15 protein-coding genes and 3 pseudogenes are annotated in these 17,426 nt (G+C 55.4%); 8 read left to right on the top strand and 10 right to left on the bottom strand.

Annotated features, from left to right (window positions below):
- Positions 1-226: 226 nt before the first annotated feature.
- Positions 227-646, bottom strand: coding sequence for a hypothetical protein (locus tag OQK_RS28365; protein WP_016775446.1), 420 nt, complete (start codon positions 644-646; stop codon positions 227-229).
- Positions 633-1,805: a polymorphic toxin type 44 domain-containing protein gene (locus OQK_RS28360; RefSeq protein WP_038861919.1), complete on the bottom strand. Its 1,173-nt coding sequence runs from the start codon at positions 1,803-1,805 to the stop codon at positions 633-635. The genes OQK_RS28365 and OQK_RS28360 overlap by 14 nt, the downstream gene beginning before the upstream one ends.
- A 185-nt stretch (positions 1,806-1,990) precedes the next feature.
- Here OQK_RS28360 and OQK_RS28355 point away from each other — a divergent pair, with 185 nt between their 5' ends.
- Positions 1,991-3,001, top strand: a complete 1,011-nt coding sequence (locus tag OQK_RS28355; protein ID WP_038862240.1) for a phage portal protein — start codon at positions 1,991-1,993, stop codon at positions 2,999-3,001.
- A 54-nt stretch (positions 3,002-3,055) separates the two neighbouring features.
- On the opposite strand, the pseudogene OQK_RS28350 reads toward OQK_RS28355, so the two are convergent.
- Positions 3,056-5,338 (bottom strand): annotated as a pseudogene (locus OQK_RS28350) (AAA family ATPase).
- 616 nt (positions 5,339-5,954) lie between these two features.
- Between OQK_RS28350 and OQK_RS30325 the strand changes: the two are divergent.
- The 5 genes and pseudogenes from OQK_RS30325 (at position 5,955) to rimA (ending at position 10,687) form a co-directional block, all read left to right on the top strand.
- Positions 5,955-6,392 carry a hypothetical protein gene (locus tag OQK_RS30325; RefSeq protein WP_162098755.1) on the top strand — a complete coding sequence of 146 codons (438 nt, stop codon included), beginning with the start codon at positions 5,955-5,957 and terminating at the stop codon, positions 6,390-6,392.
- Between the two features lie 591 nt (positions 6,393-6,983).
- Entirely contained in the window at positions 6,984-7,346 is a 363-nt protein-coding gene (locus OQK_RS28340; RefSeq protein ID WP_016775441.1) for a DUF6124 family protein, read from the top strand.
- 454 nt (positions 7,347-7,800) lie between these two features.
- Positions 7,801-8,829: pseudogene (locus OQK_RS32190) on the top strand (methyl-accepting chemotaxis protein); the annotation flags it as partial.
- 33 nt (positions 8,830-8,862) lie between these two features.
- Positions 8,863-9,735 carry a methyl-accepting chemotaxis protein gene (locus tag OQK_RS32185; protein ID WP_370695147.1) on the top strand — a complete coding sequence of 291 codons (873 nt, stop codon included), beginning with the start codon at positions 8,863-8,865 and terminating at the stop codon, positions 9,733-9,735.
- A 142-nt stretch (positions 9,736-9,877) separates the two neighbouring features.
- Complete coding sequence (rimA, locus tag OQK_RS28330) at positions 9,878-10,687, top strand: S6 modification regulatory phosphodiesterase RimA (RefSeq protein ID WP_016775439.1); 810 nt, start codon at positions 9,878-9,880, stop codon at positions 10,685-10,687.
- Between the two features lie 58 nt (positions 10,688-10,745).
- On the opposite strand, the pseudogene OQK_RS28325 reads toward rimA, so the two are convergent.
- The 7 genes and pseudogenes from OQK_RS28325 to OQK_RS28295 form a co-directional block, all read right to left on the bottom strand.
- A pseudogene (locus tag OQK_RS28325) lies at positions 10,746-10,904 on the bottom strand (DUF6691 family protein); the annotation flags it as partial.
- 99 nt (positions 10,905-11,003) lie between these two features.
- Positions 11,004-11,789, bottom strand: coding sequence for a transporter substrate-binding domain-containing protein (locus tag OQK_RS28320; RefSeq protein ID WP_024013599.1), 786 nt, complete (start codon positions 11,787-11,789; stop codon positions 11,004-11,006).
- 58 nt (positions 11,790-11,847) lie between these two features.
- The gene (copD, locus tag OQK_RS28315) at positions 11,848-12,717 is read right to left on the bottom strand and encodes a copper homeostasis membrane protein CopD (RefSeq protein ID WP_016775437.1); all 870 of its coding nucleotides are present in this window, start codon (positions 12,715-12,717) and stop codon (positions 11,848-11,850) included.
- A gap of 3 nt (positions 12,718-12,720) precedes the next feature.
- Positions 12,721-13,095, bottom strand: coding sequence for a copper homeostasis periplasmic binding protein CopC (gene copC, locus OQK_RS28310; RefSeq protein WP_016775436.1), 375 nt, complete (start codon positions 13,093-13,095; stop codon positions 12,721-12,723).
- A 32-nt stretch (positions 13,096-13,127) separates the two neighbouring features.
- Positions 13,128-13,997: a copper resistance protein B gene (locus tag OQK_RS28305; RefSeq protein WP_016775435.1), complete on the bottom strand. Its 870-nt coding sequence runs from the start codon at positions 13,995-13,997 to the stop codon at positions 13,128-13,130.
- A gap of 11 nt (positions 13,998-14,008) precedes the next feature.
- The gene (locus tag OQK_RS28300; protein WP_016775434.1) at positions 14,009-15,706 is read right to left on the bottom strand and encodes a copper resistance system multicopper oxidase; all 1,698 of its coding nucleotides are present in this window, start codon (positions 15,704-15,706) and stop codon (positions 14,009-14,011) included.
- Between the two features lie 102 nt (positions 15,707-15,808).
- Positions 15,809-16,279 carry a hypothetical protein gene (locus OQK_RS28295; protein WP_038861918.1) on the bottom strand — a complete coding sequence of 157 codons (471 nt, stop codon included), beginning with the start codon at positions 16,277-16,279 and terminating at the stop codon, positions 15,809-15,811.
- A gap of 164 nt (positions 16,280-16,443) precedes the next feature.
- Here OQK_RS28295 and OQK_RS28290 point away from each other — a divergent pair, with 164 nt between their 5' ends.
- Both OQK_RS28290 and OQK_RS31805 read left to right on the top strand, forming a co-directional pair.
- Positions 16,444-17,112 carry a ribonuclease T2 gene (locus OQK_RS28290; RefSeq protein WP_016775432.1) on the top strand — a complete coding sequence of 223 codons (669 nt, stop codon included), beginning with the start codon at positions 16,444-16,446 and terminating at the stop codon, positions 17,110-17,112.
- Positions 17,113-17,216: 104 nt separating this feature from the next.
- Positions 17,217-17,426, top strand: a 210-nt coding sequence (locus tag OQK_RS31805) for a PAAR domain-containing protein (protein WP_274380924.1), incomplete at its 3' end; no start/stop codon positions are given.

Below are 17,426 nucleotides of genomic sequence, written 5' to 3'. Positions count from 1 at the left end.
TTTGCGCCCCGGAAACGAACTACACGAGCGCGGATCAGAGCTGGATGAGCGGGCGCTCAAGCGGGCGATAACGCAGGATTCGAGTGCATCTATGGCTGCACTTACGTCCAGTCTTGGTTGCGCTGGAAAGACTGAATGACATTCTCGGAGTAGATTGGGGCGCTGCCGCCCCATCTATGACGATCGATGTGGCCTACTTGCTGTTCCATGAGAGCTCACGGCTAACTCATGGTCGGAAAGGGTCAGGTTCGCCAGTGCATTGTTTTATTCGAGCAATAACGTCCGGGCCGGTTTTAGCAATATCGATCCTGCCTGTTGCATCCAGATAAATATCAATGGTTCGGCCCCATTTGGGGCTGATGTCGATGCACCTCTGAAAACCTTTATCAGTCCACCAATCAAACATCATGAAAAAATCGTCATCAGGAAATAGGTAGCCGAACTCGACGGCTGCGCCACCATGCTTGATATCGCCTCTATGAATCCTGTCCTGGGTGTTCCAAACGTAGTGAAATTCTCCCTCACTGTTCGGGGAAAAATTGACCGCTACGACGGGGGAGCCGAGGTACCAGACAGCGATTGGAAGAGCAATGAGCGCCAGAAGGATCCAGCGCCCATACCGGCGTCTGGTTTTATTTGCATTCATGTAGTTTGATTCCTTTTCCCCATTCTTTAGAGGGCACTGCAAGCACCTGATCCATGATCATTTTGGCGGTAATGCCCCCATTGGGATGTTGGCGATAGAGCTTCACGCCGATACTGATGGATATTCGGTCGGGCGCATCGTCCCACGCTCTCAAACCGTCGACATTGCCTGAACGGTTTGGGCCGGGTAGCTCCCACTGTTCTTTTGGTTTCGTTACGACCTCCTGGGCTTTTCGTAAAGCGTCAGAAACGATCTGCTCGCCACCTGCACCATCCAGTAATGCACTTTCGGATAGGCCGCCAGCCCTGCCCACATAGCCGTAATGAATGTTCGACCAAATATCGTAGAAGTAATCGTACTCTCCCTGCTTGTGCCAAACGCCCCCGATAGTCCTGCGGATGATCGGTTTGTGGTCCCATGGGCGATTCTGGCCAACCCGCTCAGTCCAGATAGCCAGAGCCTTTGCCTTCATTCCCAGCGCCAAGCTATAGAAGTCTGGCTTGGGACCGAGCTGAAGGTAAAAGGGCAGTGCCATGTATTCCTTGGTTTTTGCATGTGCGTCGTAGCTGTTCAGTTCCTTCATCTGGCGAACGGCTGGGCTATTTATGTTGGTGTTCATCTCGGCCGCGATGTAAGTCGCCAGTTGCTCCATCATGTCCGGGTCTTTACAGGCAGCGGGTGCGGCTTTTGGCTCGGGTTTCTCTTCGGTTTTTTTATCAGGCTGCTTTGCGGCGGACTTTGGCTCAACCAGAGCATTTGCTGCTTTGGCTTTTTCAGTGAGTTTCGGGTCGGCCAGCAACGTTGCCATCTTCTCATCGTCCAGGGATCCGTCGGGGCGGAAGGCTCCGAGCGCCATGAAATTGATGATCGTTGCACCGCCTGCGTCCCCCATCACGAAGCCGCCACCGACGTCACCTGATCCGGTTATGACTGTGCCGCCGTGACTGGTCGGACTGCCCAAGTGGGCCATTGGGCGACCGTTGACCTGAATAGATGGGAAGCCTGTTGTAATCACCGCTCCGCAACCACACGTATCACCGACTCGAGCAGAGCCCATGAAATTGATGTTTACGTCACCGCTGGCGGAGGCGATCGGGGTAGTGCCGTGACCTGGTAATGGGCAGACGTGTTTGTCGCCTAATCGTGCAGAGGAAATCATTCAATATCATCCTTGTTTCCATCGTCCATTGACTTACGCCAGGACTGGCCTGGGTGCTGAAAGGTTACCGGAAAATGGCGAAAGGGTCTCCGAGGAGAGGTGGGACTGGATTGAGGTCACCAACCGCTTGAGGGGCAGACCACTGCCAACACCGGGCGTATGGAGATTTACTGATGAATGAACAAATGGCCAACCAGACGTTGCCAGCGACCACACCCGCCACCGGCGCCGGGACGCAGGTGTTTTCCTTCGGCGAGCCGACGCCGGTGCTGGGTGGTCGTGAGGTTTTCGACTATCTGGAGTGCTGGTTCAACGGGCGGTGGTATGAGCCGCCGCTGTCGCTGGACGGGCTGGCCCGGTCGGTTGGGGCGAGCGTGCATTTGCATTCCGGGTTGATGTTCAAGCGCAACCTGTTGAGCAAGACGTTTATCCCGCATCCGCTGTTGTCGCGGTCTTCGTTTGAGCAGTTTGCGTTGGACTTTCTGTGTCTGGGCAATGGCTATCTGGAAGGGCGGCGTTCGCGGTTGGGCGGGGTTCGTAAGCTGGAGGCGCCGTTGGCGAAGTACATGCGCGCTGGGCCGGATGGGCAGTTTTACCAGGTGCGGGGATGGAAGGATGAGCACGCGTTTGAGCCGGACAGCATTTTTCACCTGCGTGAGGCGGATCTGCATCAGGAGATTTATGGGCTGCCGGAGTGGATCAGTGCTTTGCAGTCGGCGTTGCTGAACGAGTCGGCGACGCTCTTTCGGCGCAAGTATTACGAGAACGGCAGTCATGCCGGGTTCATCCTTTACATGACGGATGCGGCGCAGACCGAGGCTGATATTGATGCGTTGCGGAAGGCGTTGAAGGAGTCGAAAGGGCCGGGGAATTTTCGGAATCTGTTTGTCTACTCACCGACCGGCAAGAAGGACGGGATTCAACTGATCCCCGTGAGTGAGGTGGCGGCGAAGGATGAGTTCAACTCGATCAAGAATCAGACGCGGGATGATGTGTTAGCGAGCTTGCGTATTCCGCCGCAGTTGACGGGGATTGTGCCGCAAAACGCGGGTGGGTTCGGGTCGATTCGGGAGGCTGCGCAGATTTATGCAGCTAATGAGCTGGAGCCCATTCAGGCGAGGATGACGCAGTTGAATAATTGGATAGGCGAGGAGGTAATCAAGTTTGAAAAATATGAAATAGGAATAGGAATCTGATTTAGCTCGCGGACTAAAACGGCTGCGGCTGCGAGGCCGCAACCGTATCCAGACTCAAGCTAAGGCTTTTGTCATCCCTTCATAGTGACTTTTATCTAGACGCTCAATCTCCTTGAAAATATCTCTAACAATATATTCCGATTCTGACGCTATGTTGTCTGCGGTGCTGTCGTCGAATTCAATTATTTGATTGTGAGAATATTTATTGATGAATCGATAGATTCTTTCACATGTGACTTCATCTGTAATGGCTTGATCCATTAGTCCTCTAAAGTTCCCGCGCCCGTGGGGATATTTGAATGTAAGAAAGGCTTCTAATAGTTTTCGTGACATGTTGGCAACGGCAAATGCTGTTTCGAGCGCAAGGGTTTCTTGGTCAACATATTGCTTGAGTGTTGAGTAAAGGAAGTGGTACTCGGAGTTGAAGCCGGTCAAGCTTTTGGGCGCGTTATTGATTGTGGACGTTCTCAAGGCAGTTGGGGACGCCTCAATATTATAGAATCGAGCGCGTATAATCGGGTTCTTGTTTTCATCCTTTTTGTCATTTTTCCCCGCTAGCCAGTCACGTACTAGTTTGAAATAGTTAAAGCTGTGAGTAAGGATGAAGAGCTGCTGCGCAGTTTGACAGTGATTCCTGAGGAAGGAATGAGCATTGAACAGATTGTTAGAGTCGAAGCTAGAGACCGGATCGTCAAAAACCACGACAGATTTTGATAGGTCTCTTTCATTTTCCGATAGCTTTGTCAGGAAGTATATAAGCCCGATAGCGTTTTTTTCGCCTTCGCTCAGATTTTTTGCAGGAGTGTTTTCTGGCGCTCTCAGTATTTGATAACCCTTGCGAACTTTGTCGAATTTCAATGAGAATTGATTTCTGCCTAGGAACTTGTGAAGTGATTTATTAAACTCTTCTGCGCCGATGCTTTCGTTGTTAAGCTTCTTCTCAAGCTCAACTATCTCATCGGATATATCATTGACTGTCTTTTGCAGGTCGATCACAGGTTGTTTATGTGACTCATGTAGCTGTTGGTTTTTTATAAAGTCACAGTCGTTCAGTTCTTCGGTTAGGAAGTGAAGCTCTAATGATGACTTGGCGCTGCTTATTTGATTTTGAAAGTTAATTGCTTTCTCGTTATGTAGCGAAACTATTTTTTCAATTTGCTCGCATACCTCTTCATGGTCATGAAAGAGAGAGGGCGGAAGCTCAATCGCAGTACCTGTATCTATAAATGGGTTGTCAATTTTTTCATCAAGCGCGACCTTCCAGTTTTTGAGTCGTTCATTGATAGTGTCGGTTATGTGATCCAGCTCTTTCTCTTGTTTCGGAAGATTTGCGTAATATTCCTCGTAAAGATCCACCTGGGGAACGTGAGGGGCTTTATAAAGAACTAGAGTGTCGATTAGCGCATGCGCGCCTTCTAGCTTGTTCTTGAAGGTTTTGAATGCTTCGCTAAAGTGCTTGTTAAGAGTCTCTAAGCGTTCCGAAGATAGATCGTTTTCACAGAATTCACACTTAGCTAACCCTTCATGTATTTGAAGTCCCTGTTCTACCCATTTTTGGATAGGTGGGTTTTCAAGTAAGTGAGTTATCTTGGTTGATGTGACAGTTTCTTTAAATAAAGAGTTCAACTGATTGGCAAGTTGCGAGTAGGTGTCGTGTTTGATTCTGTTGAGGGAGTGTGTTATGGCGGGTTTGAATTTCGGGGATGTTGCTTTCTGGTTTGTTTCAAATGCATCGGGGGATAAGAGATAAGTGCCAATCTTTAGATCTTATAAGTGGGTGCTTATTTTTGTCTGTACCTTTACGCGGTTGTAACTTACGAAGTAGTTGTCGGAGCTGTCGAGTATTTGGAATCTGCTTTTAATGCTTTTTGCTATTGCGCTTAGTATGTTTTGATTGGTTTCTAGTAGATTGCTCTGCGCGTCTGACATTTCTTTAAGTTCTTTTTCTTTTTCTTTCAGGTTGTCCTGTTTTTCTTTAAGTTGTTTCTTTTCTTCAATTTTGTCCTGTGATATCAGCAGGATGCTTTTGACGATGCTGTCCCAGTTGATGTTTTCTTTTATGAAATTTGAGTTGAATACGCAAAGATCAATAGGTCTGGATGCTAAATTGCGATTGTTTATAATGCCTGAGGCTGTATTTATGGTCAGTATTCCTTCTGGGAAATCCTCTATGATTTGTCCTTTCGCTATGCATTCAAATATCTTCGAGAGTGTTGACTTCCCACTACCATTCCAACCATAGATTAGGTTGTACTGGGTAAAGTCTTCAAGGGTGGCTGGTTTCGCATAGCTACCAAATATTCCAAAGTTTTCAAGTTTTGCTATTGACGTAATCATTGGACATCCCTTTCTTTTGTGGTTGTGTGATGTTGGCTACGTTCGGCTTTAGTTGAAGCGATTCAGCAAAATATGTTCTTCAGCTTTCGCTTTAGATAATCCTCACCTATACGTTATAGCACTTCTGTCGCTACCCCCTCTGATCAATTGTTATCTATTCGATATGTGCAGTCGCTTGTATTAGTAATGCAGCGCCAGTGTCGAGATTGTGCGCTTATTTGGTGCGCGCATCGAAAGCGTGCTCGCAATGCTGACTTGGCGCGCGCCGTCGTCCCCCCACCTCGCCTGCGGGCTAAATGGGTCTTTTTTTCCGCAATCCTGCACCTGGCCGAGCGCCCTCACGGCCGGGCGCTGTAGTAGTGGCGTCGAAGGTCAAAAAGCCTGCGGATCCCTGCGAAGGGTGGGTGTCTGACAGGGCGGACCTGGCGAAGCGGAAGGCAGGTAGGTAAACCTTTCGATGCGGCTTTTTTCAGGAACGCCGTCGGAAAAAAGTAATGTGGTAATTCGAATATCGAGGCACCGGCAAAAGCCCCGTATTCATTGGCTTTGCTGGCTTACTTCGGAAAGTAATTTTGAGTAATGAAAAAGGTAATGTGGCTGTAAGTGGTTGATTTATATGGGATGCACAAAAACAAATATTACTTTTTTAAAAGGTAATTACCTTACTTCTACATTACTCAAAAATTACTTCATGCTGATCCTTTGCAGCCCAGTAAAAACAAGGCTTTCAGCCAGATTGACCGCTCGGCTTACCAAAATTACCTTTTTCCGATGCCTTTCCCGAAAAAGGAACATTGCCTATCAGGTGGTACAGCCGATTGCCTCGCCACTCACTCAAGCAGATGACGAAGAGACACTCGTGCGCAGTCGTTTTGCCCGCGACAAAAACGTTTGTGGGAAGTGCTTTGGATTGGAGCGACAGGCGTGTACCGACGATGCGAGAGGTATGTCGCTTGTCCCGCCTGGGAAGAAAAAGAAATGGGGTGGTACGAAAATGGTACGCGCGATTCTTGATGATGCTGGAGGCTACGGATTTAGCGGCCTACAGGATTAGCCGTGCCAATCCATCATCGGGGCGACGGAGAAGCGGCGGGAGAGTGTGACGGGTTGTAGGGACATGTGAGGAATCTGGATCAAGAAGGCGAAGGCGCAAGAGTTTATCAGGTCTGCGAACAGGCAAAGGCTTGCGAGGCGCTGTTTGTGGTTTGAACTGGGCTCCGACGCGCTCGGCCTGATGGGAGGAAGTGTATTTCTGCCTGTTTTCTGTCCTTCAGTATGCGTTTAAACGATTGCGCAGGCGCTTGTTTAAATCTGACTGGTGAAAGTTATCCGAAGCCTACCTTGTCTTGCGCCTCCCCCTACACCTAAGACAGAATCCGCCGGCTTGTGCGTCTAGCCTGCGGGTTTTATCGTCTCCGGGTCACTGAAAACAGTGATCGGGTTTGGTAGCCCGTTCCGTCAGAAGCACAAGACTACTGTCTTGCGATGACGTTTCTCGTCTTCGTTTTATGGTGGTCATGCGCGGGGCGTCTTCGGATGCGCCGGGGTTCCTGACGACCGGTCTACCAACCTGCGTATGGCCTCCACCCTTCGTTTGGTAGCGAGAGTGATGGCTCCTTTTCGTTAATCCGTCAGGAGTTACACCATGTTCAAACCAACACCCAACCCGCCAGAAACCGACCCCGCATCCCCCTACGAATCCGCCAATTCCAAAAAACTCCACGAAGCCGCCGAGCGCGCGCTTGATCACTATCTCCTTCCCGCCAGCCTAATCAGGGCCAGCACCGATGCGCCCGAACGCATGTACCTCGCCAATCCCAAGTACGACATGGAATCCCTGTTGGCCAATGCCTGCGAAACCCTGGGTTCTGCCTCCGAAATGCTCAACAACTTTGCCGCGACGCTGGATAACTCGCGCCGCAAATCTGCGCTAGGCATTGCGCAGGTGGTGATGTTGGCGGAGTTGGCGGTGAATCAGGCGTTGGATAAGGTTGAAATCAAGCCGTAAACCCGTGTCCCTCTGTGGCATGCGGCACGCCGTTGCTGCAGAGGGGCGGGGTTCTGCATTGACATTTTCATCGTCTTTTCACGCCGATAGCGATGTGCCACAAATCATGATGGCAATGCGTCATCACGCCGCGCAAAAAGTTCAACGATTATACAAAAATATAAAGTTGTACAAGTTTTCGCAAAATTAATAGCATCCCTCCACACACCTTTGCTGAAACGATAAATCCAGCGTGCAGATGCTCTGTTTGCGACGTGAAAGGTTTGTCTGTCGGTGCTCGCGTCGGGTTGTTTTCGACGCTTCAACAGCATTGGCATTTGCATTTCCGGGACAGCTGGAGCGTCCCGTATTACGCCCTGGATGACGACCCCCGAATGTCTGGACGGTGACTGTGGTTACCGGAGATCAATTTTTTTATGCCTGGCGTTTCACGTCAGGACGTTTGAGGCTGAATATGGCAGTAGCATCGAATTTCCTCGGTGACATCAAAGTTTCCCGCAAGCTGGGAACCGGCTTCGGCATTCTTCTGCTGGCCGTTTTGGCGGTTGCCTTCATTGGCTATAACAGCAACAGCGTGCTGGTTGATCGCTTGAGTACGACGCGTCTGATCGGCACGTTGAATGACGCTACGCAAAATATGCGTCTGTCCGAGAAACAGTACGAAGCCGCCGCTGACGCAGCCTTCGCCGAGTCCTATAACGCGCAGTTGAATGTCTTGCAGGGCCTTGTGGGCAAGGCACTGGATACCTTGACCCGCGCTGAAAACCAGCAAGCCTTGAAGGCTTTGCAAACCACGATTGTTGCCTACGACCAGAAGGTCAAACGGCTGATCGCTGCCGATCAGTCGACCACCGATGCGCTGAAACCGCTGACGGCGCTGTCGGACAAGTACGCGCAAACTTTTGCCAGCATGCTTGAAGGCACCACGACCAGTGCACTGGCGTCTGCCGATGGCGAACGCGTTCGGGAGCTGCGCACGGTGGCCGATTTGCGCAATGGCATGACCACGTTTCGCCTGATGTTGCGTCGTTACATCGCGGTGCCCAACGACGTGAACAAAAAACTGCTGATGGAAACCATCGATACCTTCTTGAGTGATATCAGCAAGGCGCGCACCAGCCTGCCGACGGCGCTGTCGAGCCAACTGGAAGAAGCCCACGCCGGCATGCGCCGTTATCGCGAAGTACTGGTGGAAGTGGCCGGACTGTTTGAGCAGAAGCAGAACATGCGCGAGCAGGTCGACCAGGAAAGCAAGGCGATGGACAAGATCATGAGTGGCCTGATGGACACCCAGCAGCGCCTTGCGCATGAGGATCAGCATTCGGCTTTTATTCAGATGGCGGTATTGACTGCGTTGGCGCTGGTGATCGGGCTGTTGGCTTCGGTGGTCATCTCGCGCCAGATCACTGCGCCGCTAGCGCTGACGGTTGATCTGGCACGACGGATTGCCAAAGGCGACCTGACGGTCCAGGCCAGGTCTGCGCGCAAAGATGAGTTGGGCGATCTGCAAAATGCGATGCAGGAGATGGCGCAGAACCTGAACACGCTGGTGCAAGGTATCGGCAATGGCGTCACGCAGATTTCCACCTCTGCGGAAAAGCTCTCGGCCATGAGCGAGCAGACCAGCGCAGGTGTACGTCAGCAAAAAAGTGAAGTGGATCAAGTTGCCACGGCGATGCACGAAATGGCTTCGACGGTGCAGGAAGTTGCGCGTAACACCACCGATGCCTCCGCTGCCGCGACCCTCGCCGATCAGCAGGCGCGCCACGGCAGCACGGTGGTCAAGCAGGCGACGGTGCAGATCAGCGAACTTGCCATGGCCATTGAAGAGTTGGGCGGTGCGATGAATGTGCTGACTCAGGACAGCGAGCAGATCGGCAAAGTCATCGATGTGATCAAAGCCGTCGCCGAGCAGACCAATCTGCTCGCGTTGAACGCTGCTATCGAAGCCGCGCGGGCGGGTGAGCAGGGTCGTGGTTTTGCTGTGGTGGCAGACGAAGTGCGCTCGCTGGCGCAGCGCACGCAGGACTCGACCAAGGAAATCGAAGCGCTGATCGTCACCCTGCAACAAGGCACGCAAGCGGCCGCGACGCTGATGACCTCAAGCCGCGAGCGCACCCTCGATACGGTGGTACTGGCGCAGAAAGCCGAATTGGCGATTACCGAGATCAATCAGTCCATCGGTACGATCCAGGAGATGAGTCTGCAGATATCGGCCGCCGCCGAGCAGCAAAGTGCCGTGGCCGACGAAATCAACCGCAGCATTGTCAGTGTGCGTGATGTGGCTGACCAGTCGGCTGTCGCCAGCGAAGAAAGTGCGGCGGCGACGATCGAATTGGCGTCCCTGGGGCAGGACCTGCAGCGAATGACCGCGCATTTCCGCACCTGATCTTTTCAACTTGGCGCACGCGGTGCCTTCAACTATTCAGGCGCCGCGGGGGCTGAAGTTATTGCGTTGTTTGCAGATAACTAAGGCCAGCAGCTGTTTTATTTATCGCCATGGAAGGTTGCACCCCGTCATCAGGTGGTTCATGACCGACTTTCCAAAATCATTCGCGTCTCCCGGAGGCTGCCAGGGCTGTAGGAACAAAGGCGTGCCGGAGATGGATTTCGCCTTCGCTTTCCAGCCCATTGTGGACCTGCGCGATCAAACGACGTTTGCCCATGAAGCGTTGGTTCGCGGCGTGAACGGCGAAGGCGCCTTGTCTGTCCTGGAAAAGGTGGACGATCAGAACCGTTATCGATTCGATCAACTGTGTCGAGTGCGGGCGATTTCCACGGCGGCTGACTTGGGTATGACGCAGTACCTGTCGATCAACTTTCTGCCGAATGCCGTTTACCGGCCGGAGATGTGTATTCGCAGCACGCTGGAAGCGGCGCGCACGTACGGCTTTCCGCTGGAGCGGCTGATCTTCGAGGCTGTGGAAGGCGAGCACGTCGAAAGCAACAAACACTTGATGAATATCTTGCGTGAGTATCGTGAGTTTGGTTTCAAGACGGCCATCGACGACTTTGGCGCAGGCTATTCCGGCCTTAACTTGTTGGCGGATTTTCAACCGGACCTGATCAAGCTGGATATGGCGCTGATCCGCAATATTCACCGTGACCGCGTACGCCAGACGATCGTGCGCAACGTGGTGAACATGTGCAGAGAGCTGGGCGTGGAAGTGATCGCTGAGGGCATAGAAAGTGCCGAGGAAAGAGACTTTCTCGCCGATTGCGGCATTTACCTGATGCAAGGCTACTGGTTCGCCAGGCCCTCGTTCAAATCGTTGGCGCAGATCTCGACGAGTGCGTGGCTGGGGAGATCATCCAATCCGCGCTCTTATGCAAAACATTGACAGCCACCAACACTGGCTGCCGTGAGTGCCATGCGCCTGAATGCCGGTTGTTCTGCGGTCACGGGGTGCGTCGGGTTTCCAGCAACGTAAATAGGCCCATGCCTGCGAGCATCGCCAATACGAAAACGATTGCCTGCCAGTGGCCCGTCAACAGGATGGTCACCGCCGGGCCGGGGCAGATGCCGGCTATCCCCAAACCGACGCCGAACAGCAGGCCGGCCAGGAATGCATTCAGTTTGAGCACGTTCAGATTCCCGACACCGCGTGCATTGAGCGAACCGTTCCCTCAACGCGCGCGGTGGCCGGGTTCAGTGGCTTATTGCGGCACCGCTATCCACTCACTCAACGTCTGCTGATACTTGCCAGTGACCTTGCTCAAATGCAGCCACTGATCGACATACACTTTCCAACTCATGTCATCACGCGGCAGCAAGTAAGCCTTCTCCCCGTACTGCATGTACTTATGCGGATTCACTGCGCACAACCCCGGTTTGAGTTTCTGCTGATACAGCGCTTCCGAGGCGTCGGTGATCATCACGTCGGCTTTGTTGTCGAGCAGTTGCTGGAAGATCGTCACGTTGTCGTGCAGGGCCAGCTGTGCCTTGGGCAGGAAGGCGTGGACGAAGGCTTCGTTGGTGCCGCCGGCAGGTTCCACCAGGCGCACGTTGGGCTGGTTGATCTGGTCGATGGTCTGGTATTTGGACTGGTCGGCGCAGCGCACCAGCGGGATTTTGCCGTCAGTGTCGAGGGTGTTGCTGAAGTAGGCTTTTTTCTGCCGTTCCAGTGTGACCGAGATGCCGCCCATGCCGATGTCGCATTTGCCGGCCTGCATGTCGGGCATCAGGGTTTTCCAGGTGGTCTGCACCCATTGCACCTTGACGCCGAGGCTGTCGGCCAGGGAGCGGGCCATGCTGATGTCGATGCCTTCGAAGTCGCCATCGTTGCGCTTGAAGGTATAGGGCTTGTAGTCGCCGGTGGTGCAGACGCGCAACTGGCCTTGTTGCTGAATGCTGTCGAGGTGGGACGTGGCGGGATCGGCGTGAGCGCCAGTCGCCAGGGTCAGCAGGCCGCCGAGGATCATCGTGCTTTTTAGTGTTGTCATTGAGATCGGGCTTCTGAAAGGGAAGGTGGCCCAGTGTAGTGAAAGCCTTCCACGGGTGTCATCCCGGGTCCGGACTCAATGTGCCCAGCCACGCCACCAGCGCCACGATCAACAGGGCAAGGGCCAGCTCCATCACCACACTGCGCCGCAGCGCGTTCGCGGCGATGAGGTGCTGGCCGTCGCGCAGCGATTGTTGCAGTGACGGTCCAAGATGAAAGCGGTTCAACGCAGCCAGCACCAGCATCACGGCAAACGCCAGCACCTTGATCGTAAGCAACTGCCCGTAGGTCCCGAACAGCACTCCGTCGAGCCTTGGGCCGACGATGAAGAGATAATTCATCACGCCGGTGACCGACACCGTCAGCACGATCAATGCGCCCACCCATTCGAAGCGTTTCACTGCATCGGCGAGCAGGCGAAAGCGTGTGTCACCGATCCGCCCGCTCGCCATCAACACCAGCGCCAGCAAGGCACCCAACCACGCTCCCGCCGCAAGCAAGTGCAAGATGTCGCTGAGAAAGTGCCAGAACCGCAGCCATCCTTCGTCCATCGCTCCGTGCCCGCTCCATGCCAGCGAAGCGAGGGCAATGGCGCCTGCCAACGACGCTGGCCACAGACTCGGCCGGATCACTACGATGGCCAGCGCTGTCATCCGCAGCGCCCACGCCAGGCCAACGTCCGTTTCCAGCAGCATCATCTGCAGGTGCGGCCACAACGCCGCGAGCTGGGTTTCGCCACTCATGGCGCGGGTCATCAGCACCAGCCCGGCCACTGACAGTAACGCGCCTGTCACTGCCATGCCCCGCAACAACGGACGGAACCGCAGCAGCGCGTTGAAGCTGTACAAGCCAAACAACGCCAGCCCGAACAACAGCAGCAAATCCACATACAAGGCGAACCGCAGGATGATATTGAGCAGGTCCGCCATTGTTCACTTCACTTTGAACGTGACGTTACCGGTGATCGGGTGCGTGTCGGCGGACACCGCGCGCCACTGCACCTGATAGGTGCCGGCAGGCAGCGGGGCGAGCGGGGTGATCAGCATGGTTTTCGGATCGCTGCTGGCGCTGACCTTGGCTTTCATCGGCATCGGCGAGTGAGCCATGCCACCCATTTCGGTCATTACCAGTTTGGCCCCGGAGAACTGCGTGACCAGGCTCTCGGAAAAGTGCAGCTCGATCCTGCCCGGCGCGGCGCCTTCCGCGCCTTCGGCTGGCGTCGACGAGAGCAGTTTCGGATGGGCCTGGGCGAGGGTGCTCAGGAGCAATCCGCTGGCGAATATCAGGGGCAGGGTCAATGTGCGCATGCAAGGTCTCCGGTTTGTTTTTGTAGAAGAATTCAGAACCACAGCCTGACGCCGAGGACGAGGCGTGCCTCACTGCGGTCCTCGTCTTCTTCGCGGGCATAGTCGGCGGTGTTGCCGTAAGTGCGATTCCACGTCACGCCGATATAAGGCGCGAATTCGCGGCGGATTTCATAGCGCAACCGCAGGCCCGCCTCGGTATTGGACAACCCTGAGCCGATGCCCCGCTGCGGATCGTTTTTGCCATAGATATTCAGTTCTGCGGTCGGCTGCAGGATCAGTCGATTGGTCAGCAGGATGTCGTAGTCGCCCTCCAGCCGTACCGCACTCTGGCCGCCCTCGCCAAGGAAAGCCGTGGCTTCGGCCTCGAAGTTGTACAGCGCCATGCCCTGCACGCCGAACGCGGCCCAGGTTTGCGGTGCGCCGGGTTTGAAGTCCTGACGCACGCCGCTGACCACGTCCCACCACGGTGAAATGGCGTGGCCCCACAGCGCTTGAATTTCCGCGTCTTCAGTCTTGCCGTTGTTGCGCTCGCCTTCAGAGCGCAGCCACAGCCGATCGGTATCCCCACCGATCCAGCCGGACAGGTCCCAGGCCAAAGCGCTGCCGTCATCGGCGTTCTGCCATTCGAGTTTGTCGGCAAGAAAGTAACTGTTGACGACGCTGTCATGCACCTGATGACCGCCGGGGCTGATAAACACCGCAGCGCGGTCGGCGTCGGTCACGGGCGCAATCGGCGTGCGGCTTTCGCTGGGCGCGGCGGGCTGCATCATGCCGTCGTCCATGCTTTGCATTGCCGAATGATCCATCTCGGGCATCTGGCTGTGGTCCATGCCGTGCATGGCGTCGGCGGCCATGGCGGAGGTGCCGGCTAGCAGCAGCGGAAACACGCTGAGTCGAGTCATGATGGACCTCTTCATTCTTCCACCCGCACTTCGCGGAACATGCCCGTTTCCATGTGATAAAGCAGATGACAGTGATAGGCCCAGCGGCCGAGGGCGTCGGCGGTGACGCGATAGCTGCGGCGGCTGCCGGGCGGCATGTCGATGGTGTGTTTGCGCACCTGAAAGTTGCCGTTTTCGTCTTCCAGATCGCTCCACATCCCGTGCAGGTGGATCGGGTGGGTCATCATGGTGTCGTTTACCAGCACCAGGCGGATGCGCTCGCCGTATTTCAGACGTAGAGGCTCGGCATCGGAGAACTTGATGCCGTTGAACGACCAGGCGAATTTCTCCATGTGGCCGGTCAGGTGCAGTTCTATCGTGCGGCCCGGATCGCGGCCGTCCGGGTCCTCGAAGGTGCTGCGCAGGTCGGCGTAGGTCAGCACTCGGCGGCCGTTGTTGCGCAGGCCGAGGCCTGGGTCGTCGAGCTTTGGCGCGGTGATCATGGCCTGCATGTCCACCAGCGGATTGTTGTTTTCACTGTCGGGATGGGCTTGCATCGGGCCCATGCTGGAGTGATCCATGGCGCTCATGTCCATGCTGCCGTGATCCATGCCGCCCATGCCCATGTCGTCCATGCTCACCAACGGACGCGGATCCAGCGCCGGCACTGCTGCCGACATGCCGGCGCGTGTGGCGAGAGTGCCACGGGCGTAGCCGGTGCGATCCATTGCCTGAGCGAAGAGGGTGTACGCCTCGGTTTCAGGTTCGACGATCACGTCATAGGTCTCGGCCACGGCAATGCGCAGTTCATCGACGCTGACCGGTTTGACGTGCAGGCCATCGGCAGCCACCACAGTCATTTTCAATCCCGGAATACGCACATCGAAATAGGTCATGGCCGAGCCGTTGATCAGGCGCAGGCGCAGTTTTTCGCCGGGACGGAACAGCCAGGTGAAGTTGTCATCGGGGGCCTGGCCGTTGATCAAGAAGGTGTACGTGGCGCCACTGACGTCGGCGATGTCGGTGGGGTTCATGTTCATTTGCGCCCACATCGTGCGATCGGCAACCGTGGCGCCCCAGCCTTTTTCACTGACGTCGTTGATAAAGTCGCCAACGGTGCGTTTGTGAAAGTTGTAGTAGTCGGACTGTTTTTTCAGGGTCTTCATCAGGCTGGCCGGGTCTTCGTCGGTCCAGTCGCTGAGCATCACCACGTAGTCGCGATCGTACTGGAACGGTTCCGGCTCTTTGGCCTCAATGACCAGCGGCCCGTAGACGCCGGCCTGTTCCTGTAAGCCGGAATGGCTGTGATACCAGTAGGTGCCGTGTTGCCGAACCTTGAACTGGTAAACGTACACGCCGCCCGGTTCGATGCCATGGAAACTCAGACCCGGTACGCCGTCCATGTTCGCCGGCAGCAGAATGCCGTGCCAGTGAATCGAGGTGTCTGCCGCGAGCCGGTTACGCACGCGCAGCGTCACGGTATCGCCTTCGCGCCAGCGCAACAGCGGGCCGGGCAGGCTGCCGTTGATGGTCATCGCTGTGCGTGCCGAACCCGTGAAATTGACCGGAGTTTCGCCGATGAACAACTCGAATTCGTTGCCGCTCAGTTCGTTCACGGGCGCGGCGCCGTTCAGTGCCCAGACCGGTGTCCGCCAGAGCCCGAGGCCACCGAGCAAGCTACCGGCGGCCAGGCCTTTGACAAAAGTGCGTCTTGTGAGAATGGAAGGCATGCGCTGGAAATCCCCGTCTGGCTCATGACAGAGAGACTAGCCAGCCCCGGCTTTCAGTTGGCTGAGGCAAACATTACAGTTTTGTCAGTTAACCCGGGCGGCTTACAGGTTCAACCCTTGCTGCACCACCTGCAGCAGATTGTTTTCCGTCAGCGCGATCGCATCCAGCTCCTGGCCGGTCTCGATAGTCTGCAACCACCAATGGCTTTCGCCATGCTCGTCAACCGTGCGCAGCAACGACTGATCGCGCCCCGGCACCTTGATCTCGACACGTCCGCAACCGTCCTCGGTGAACCGCGCAATCGGATCGAAAATCAGACTGTGATTGTTCGCTTCGATCACCAACTGGTCGATGGCGTAGTCGTGGCTTTCGCCGTCCGGCGAACTTTCGCAAACGTGCGTAGGATTGCGCCGAATCTTCAGTCCTACTTCGGTGACTGGTTGCAGCCAGCCCTCAATGCGGTGGTACAAGTCGTACACCTGAGCAGGCCAGCAATCGATTTCCAGCGCCGCATCAGCCTGGGTATGCCGTGTCTGCTTGAGTCTGGCGGCGAGTTCGTCTGCTTTACTCATGTCGGTTCCCTTGTTGGATGTCTGCCTGTTCAGCGTAGACCTTTGCACGGCGCAGGGCCTTGCCTTGCGTCATGCGCTTGCAATACAAGCGTGTCGAAATCAGCACTGGCCAGGTCTGGCCAACAACGAAAACCACGGACGCAGGCGTCCCAAGGAACGGGTTAATGAAAAAGCTGTTTACAATTCTGGCGCTGATCGCGCTGACGGCCGGTAGCATCGGCCTGAGTTCGGCGCGTCAGCCGGCGTCGAACAAAGCGCAGGCGGAATCGGTGGCGGGGGTGTTCGACTACTACCTGCTGGCGCTTTCCTGGTCGCCGACTTTTTGTCTGACGCACAAGGACGACGCGCAGTGCACCGGCAACGGTTACGGTTTTGTCCTGCACGGTTTGTGGCCGCAATACGCCAAGGGCGGCTGGCCAGAATCCTGCCCGCCGCTGACCAGGCTATCGGCGGCAGAAACCAGCAAGGGCCTGACGATGTACCCGACGAAAAAACTTCTTGATCACGAATGGTCCAAGCACGGTACCTGCAGCGGTCTTGGCGCGGAGGGCTATCTGGACAAGTCCGATCAGGCCCTCGGCGCGGTGAAGATTCCGCAGGCGTTACAGCCGTTCGGCTCGACGTCGTACTACTTCGAAGCGCAGGAGATTGTCGATCTGTTTCGCAAGGCCAATCCGGGTATTCCCGAGGACGGAATTGCGGTGGTTTGCAGCGGCCCGCAGCTGTCGGAAGTGCGGGTGTGCATGGACAGGGATTTGCAGTTCGGCGCGTGTGGCAAAGGGGTGAAGACGCAGTGTCGGGCGGGGGAGATTCGGGTGCCGACGGTACGGTGAGCATCCGTAACGGCCCAGGAAAAGAGGCGCTCGCATGAGCGCCTTTTTTTTGCCTGAAGATTTGAAGGGGAGGGCAAATTCGCGCATGCTGCGCGCCTCAAAGGATCTGCACGACACATTGCAAGGAGCTGTTCATGAGCGGAAAACCCGCTGCCCGCGTCACCGACCCCACCGCCTGCCCGTTGCCGGGACACGGCACCAACCCGATCGTCAGCGGCTCGCCGAATGTCAATTTTGATGGACTGGCGGCTGCGCGCATGACCGACAAGTCCGCTTGCGGCAGTGCGATCAGCGGCGCTGTATCTGGCACCGTG

The sequence above is a fragment of the Pseudomonas sp. R62 genome (assembly GCF_000257605.1).
GTDB lineage: Bacteria > Pseudomonadota > Gammaproteobacteria > Pseudomonadales > Pseudomonadaceae > Aquipseudomonas > Aquipseudomonas atacamensis.
The sequence above is the reverse complement of the archived record's forward strand: the minus strand, read 5'-3'. Positions and strand labels throughout refer to the sequence as shown.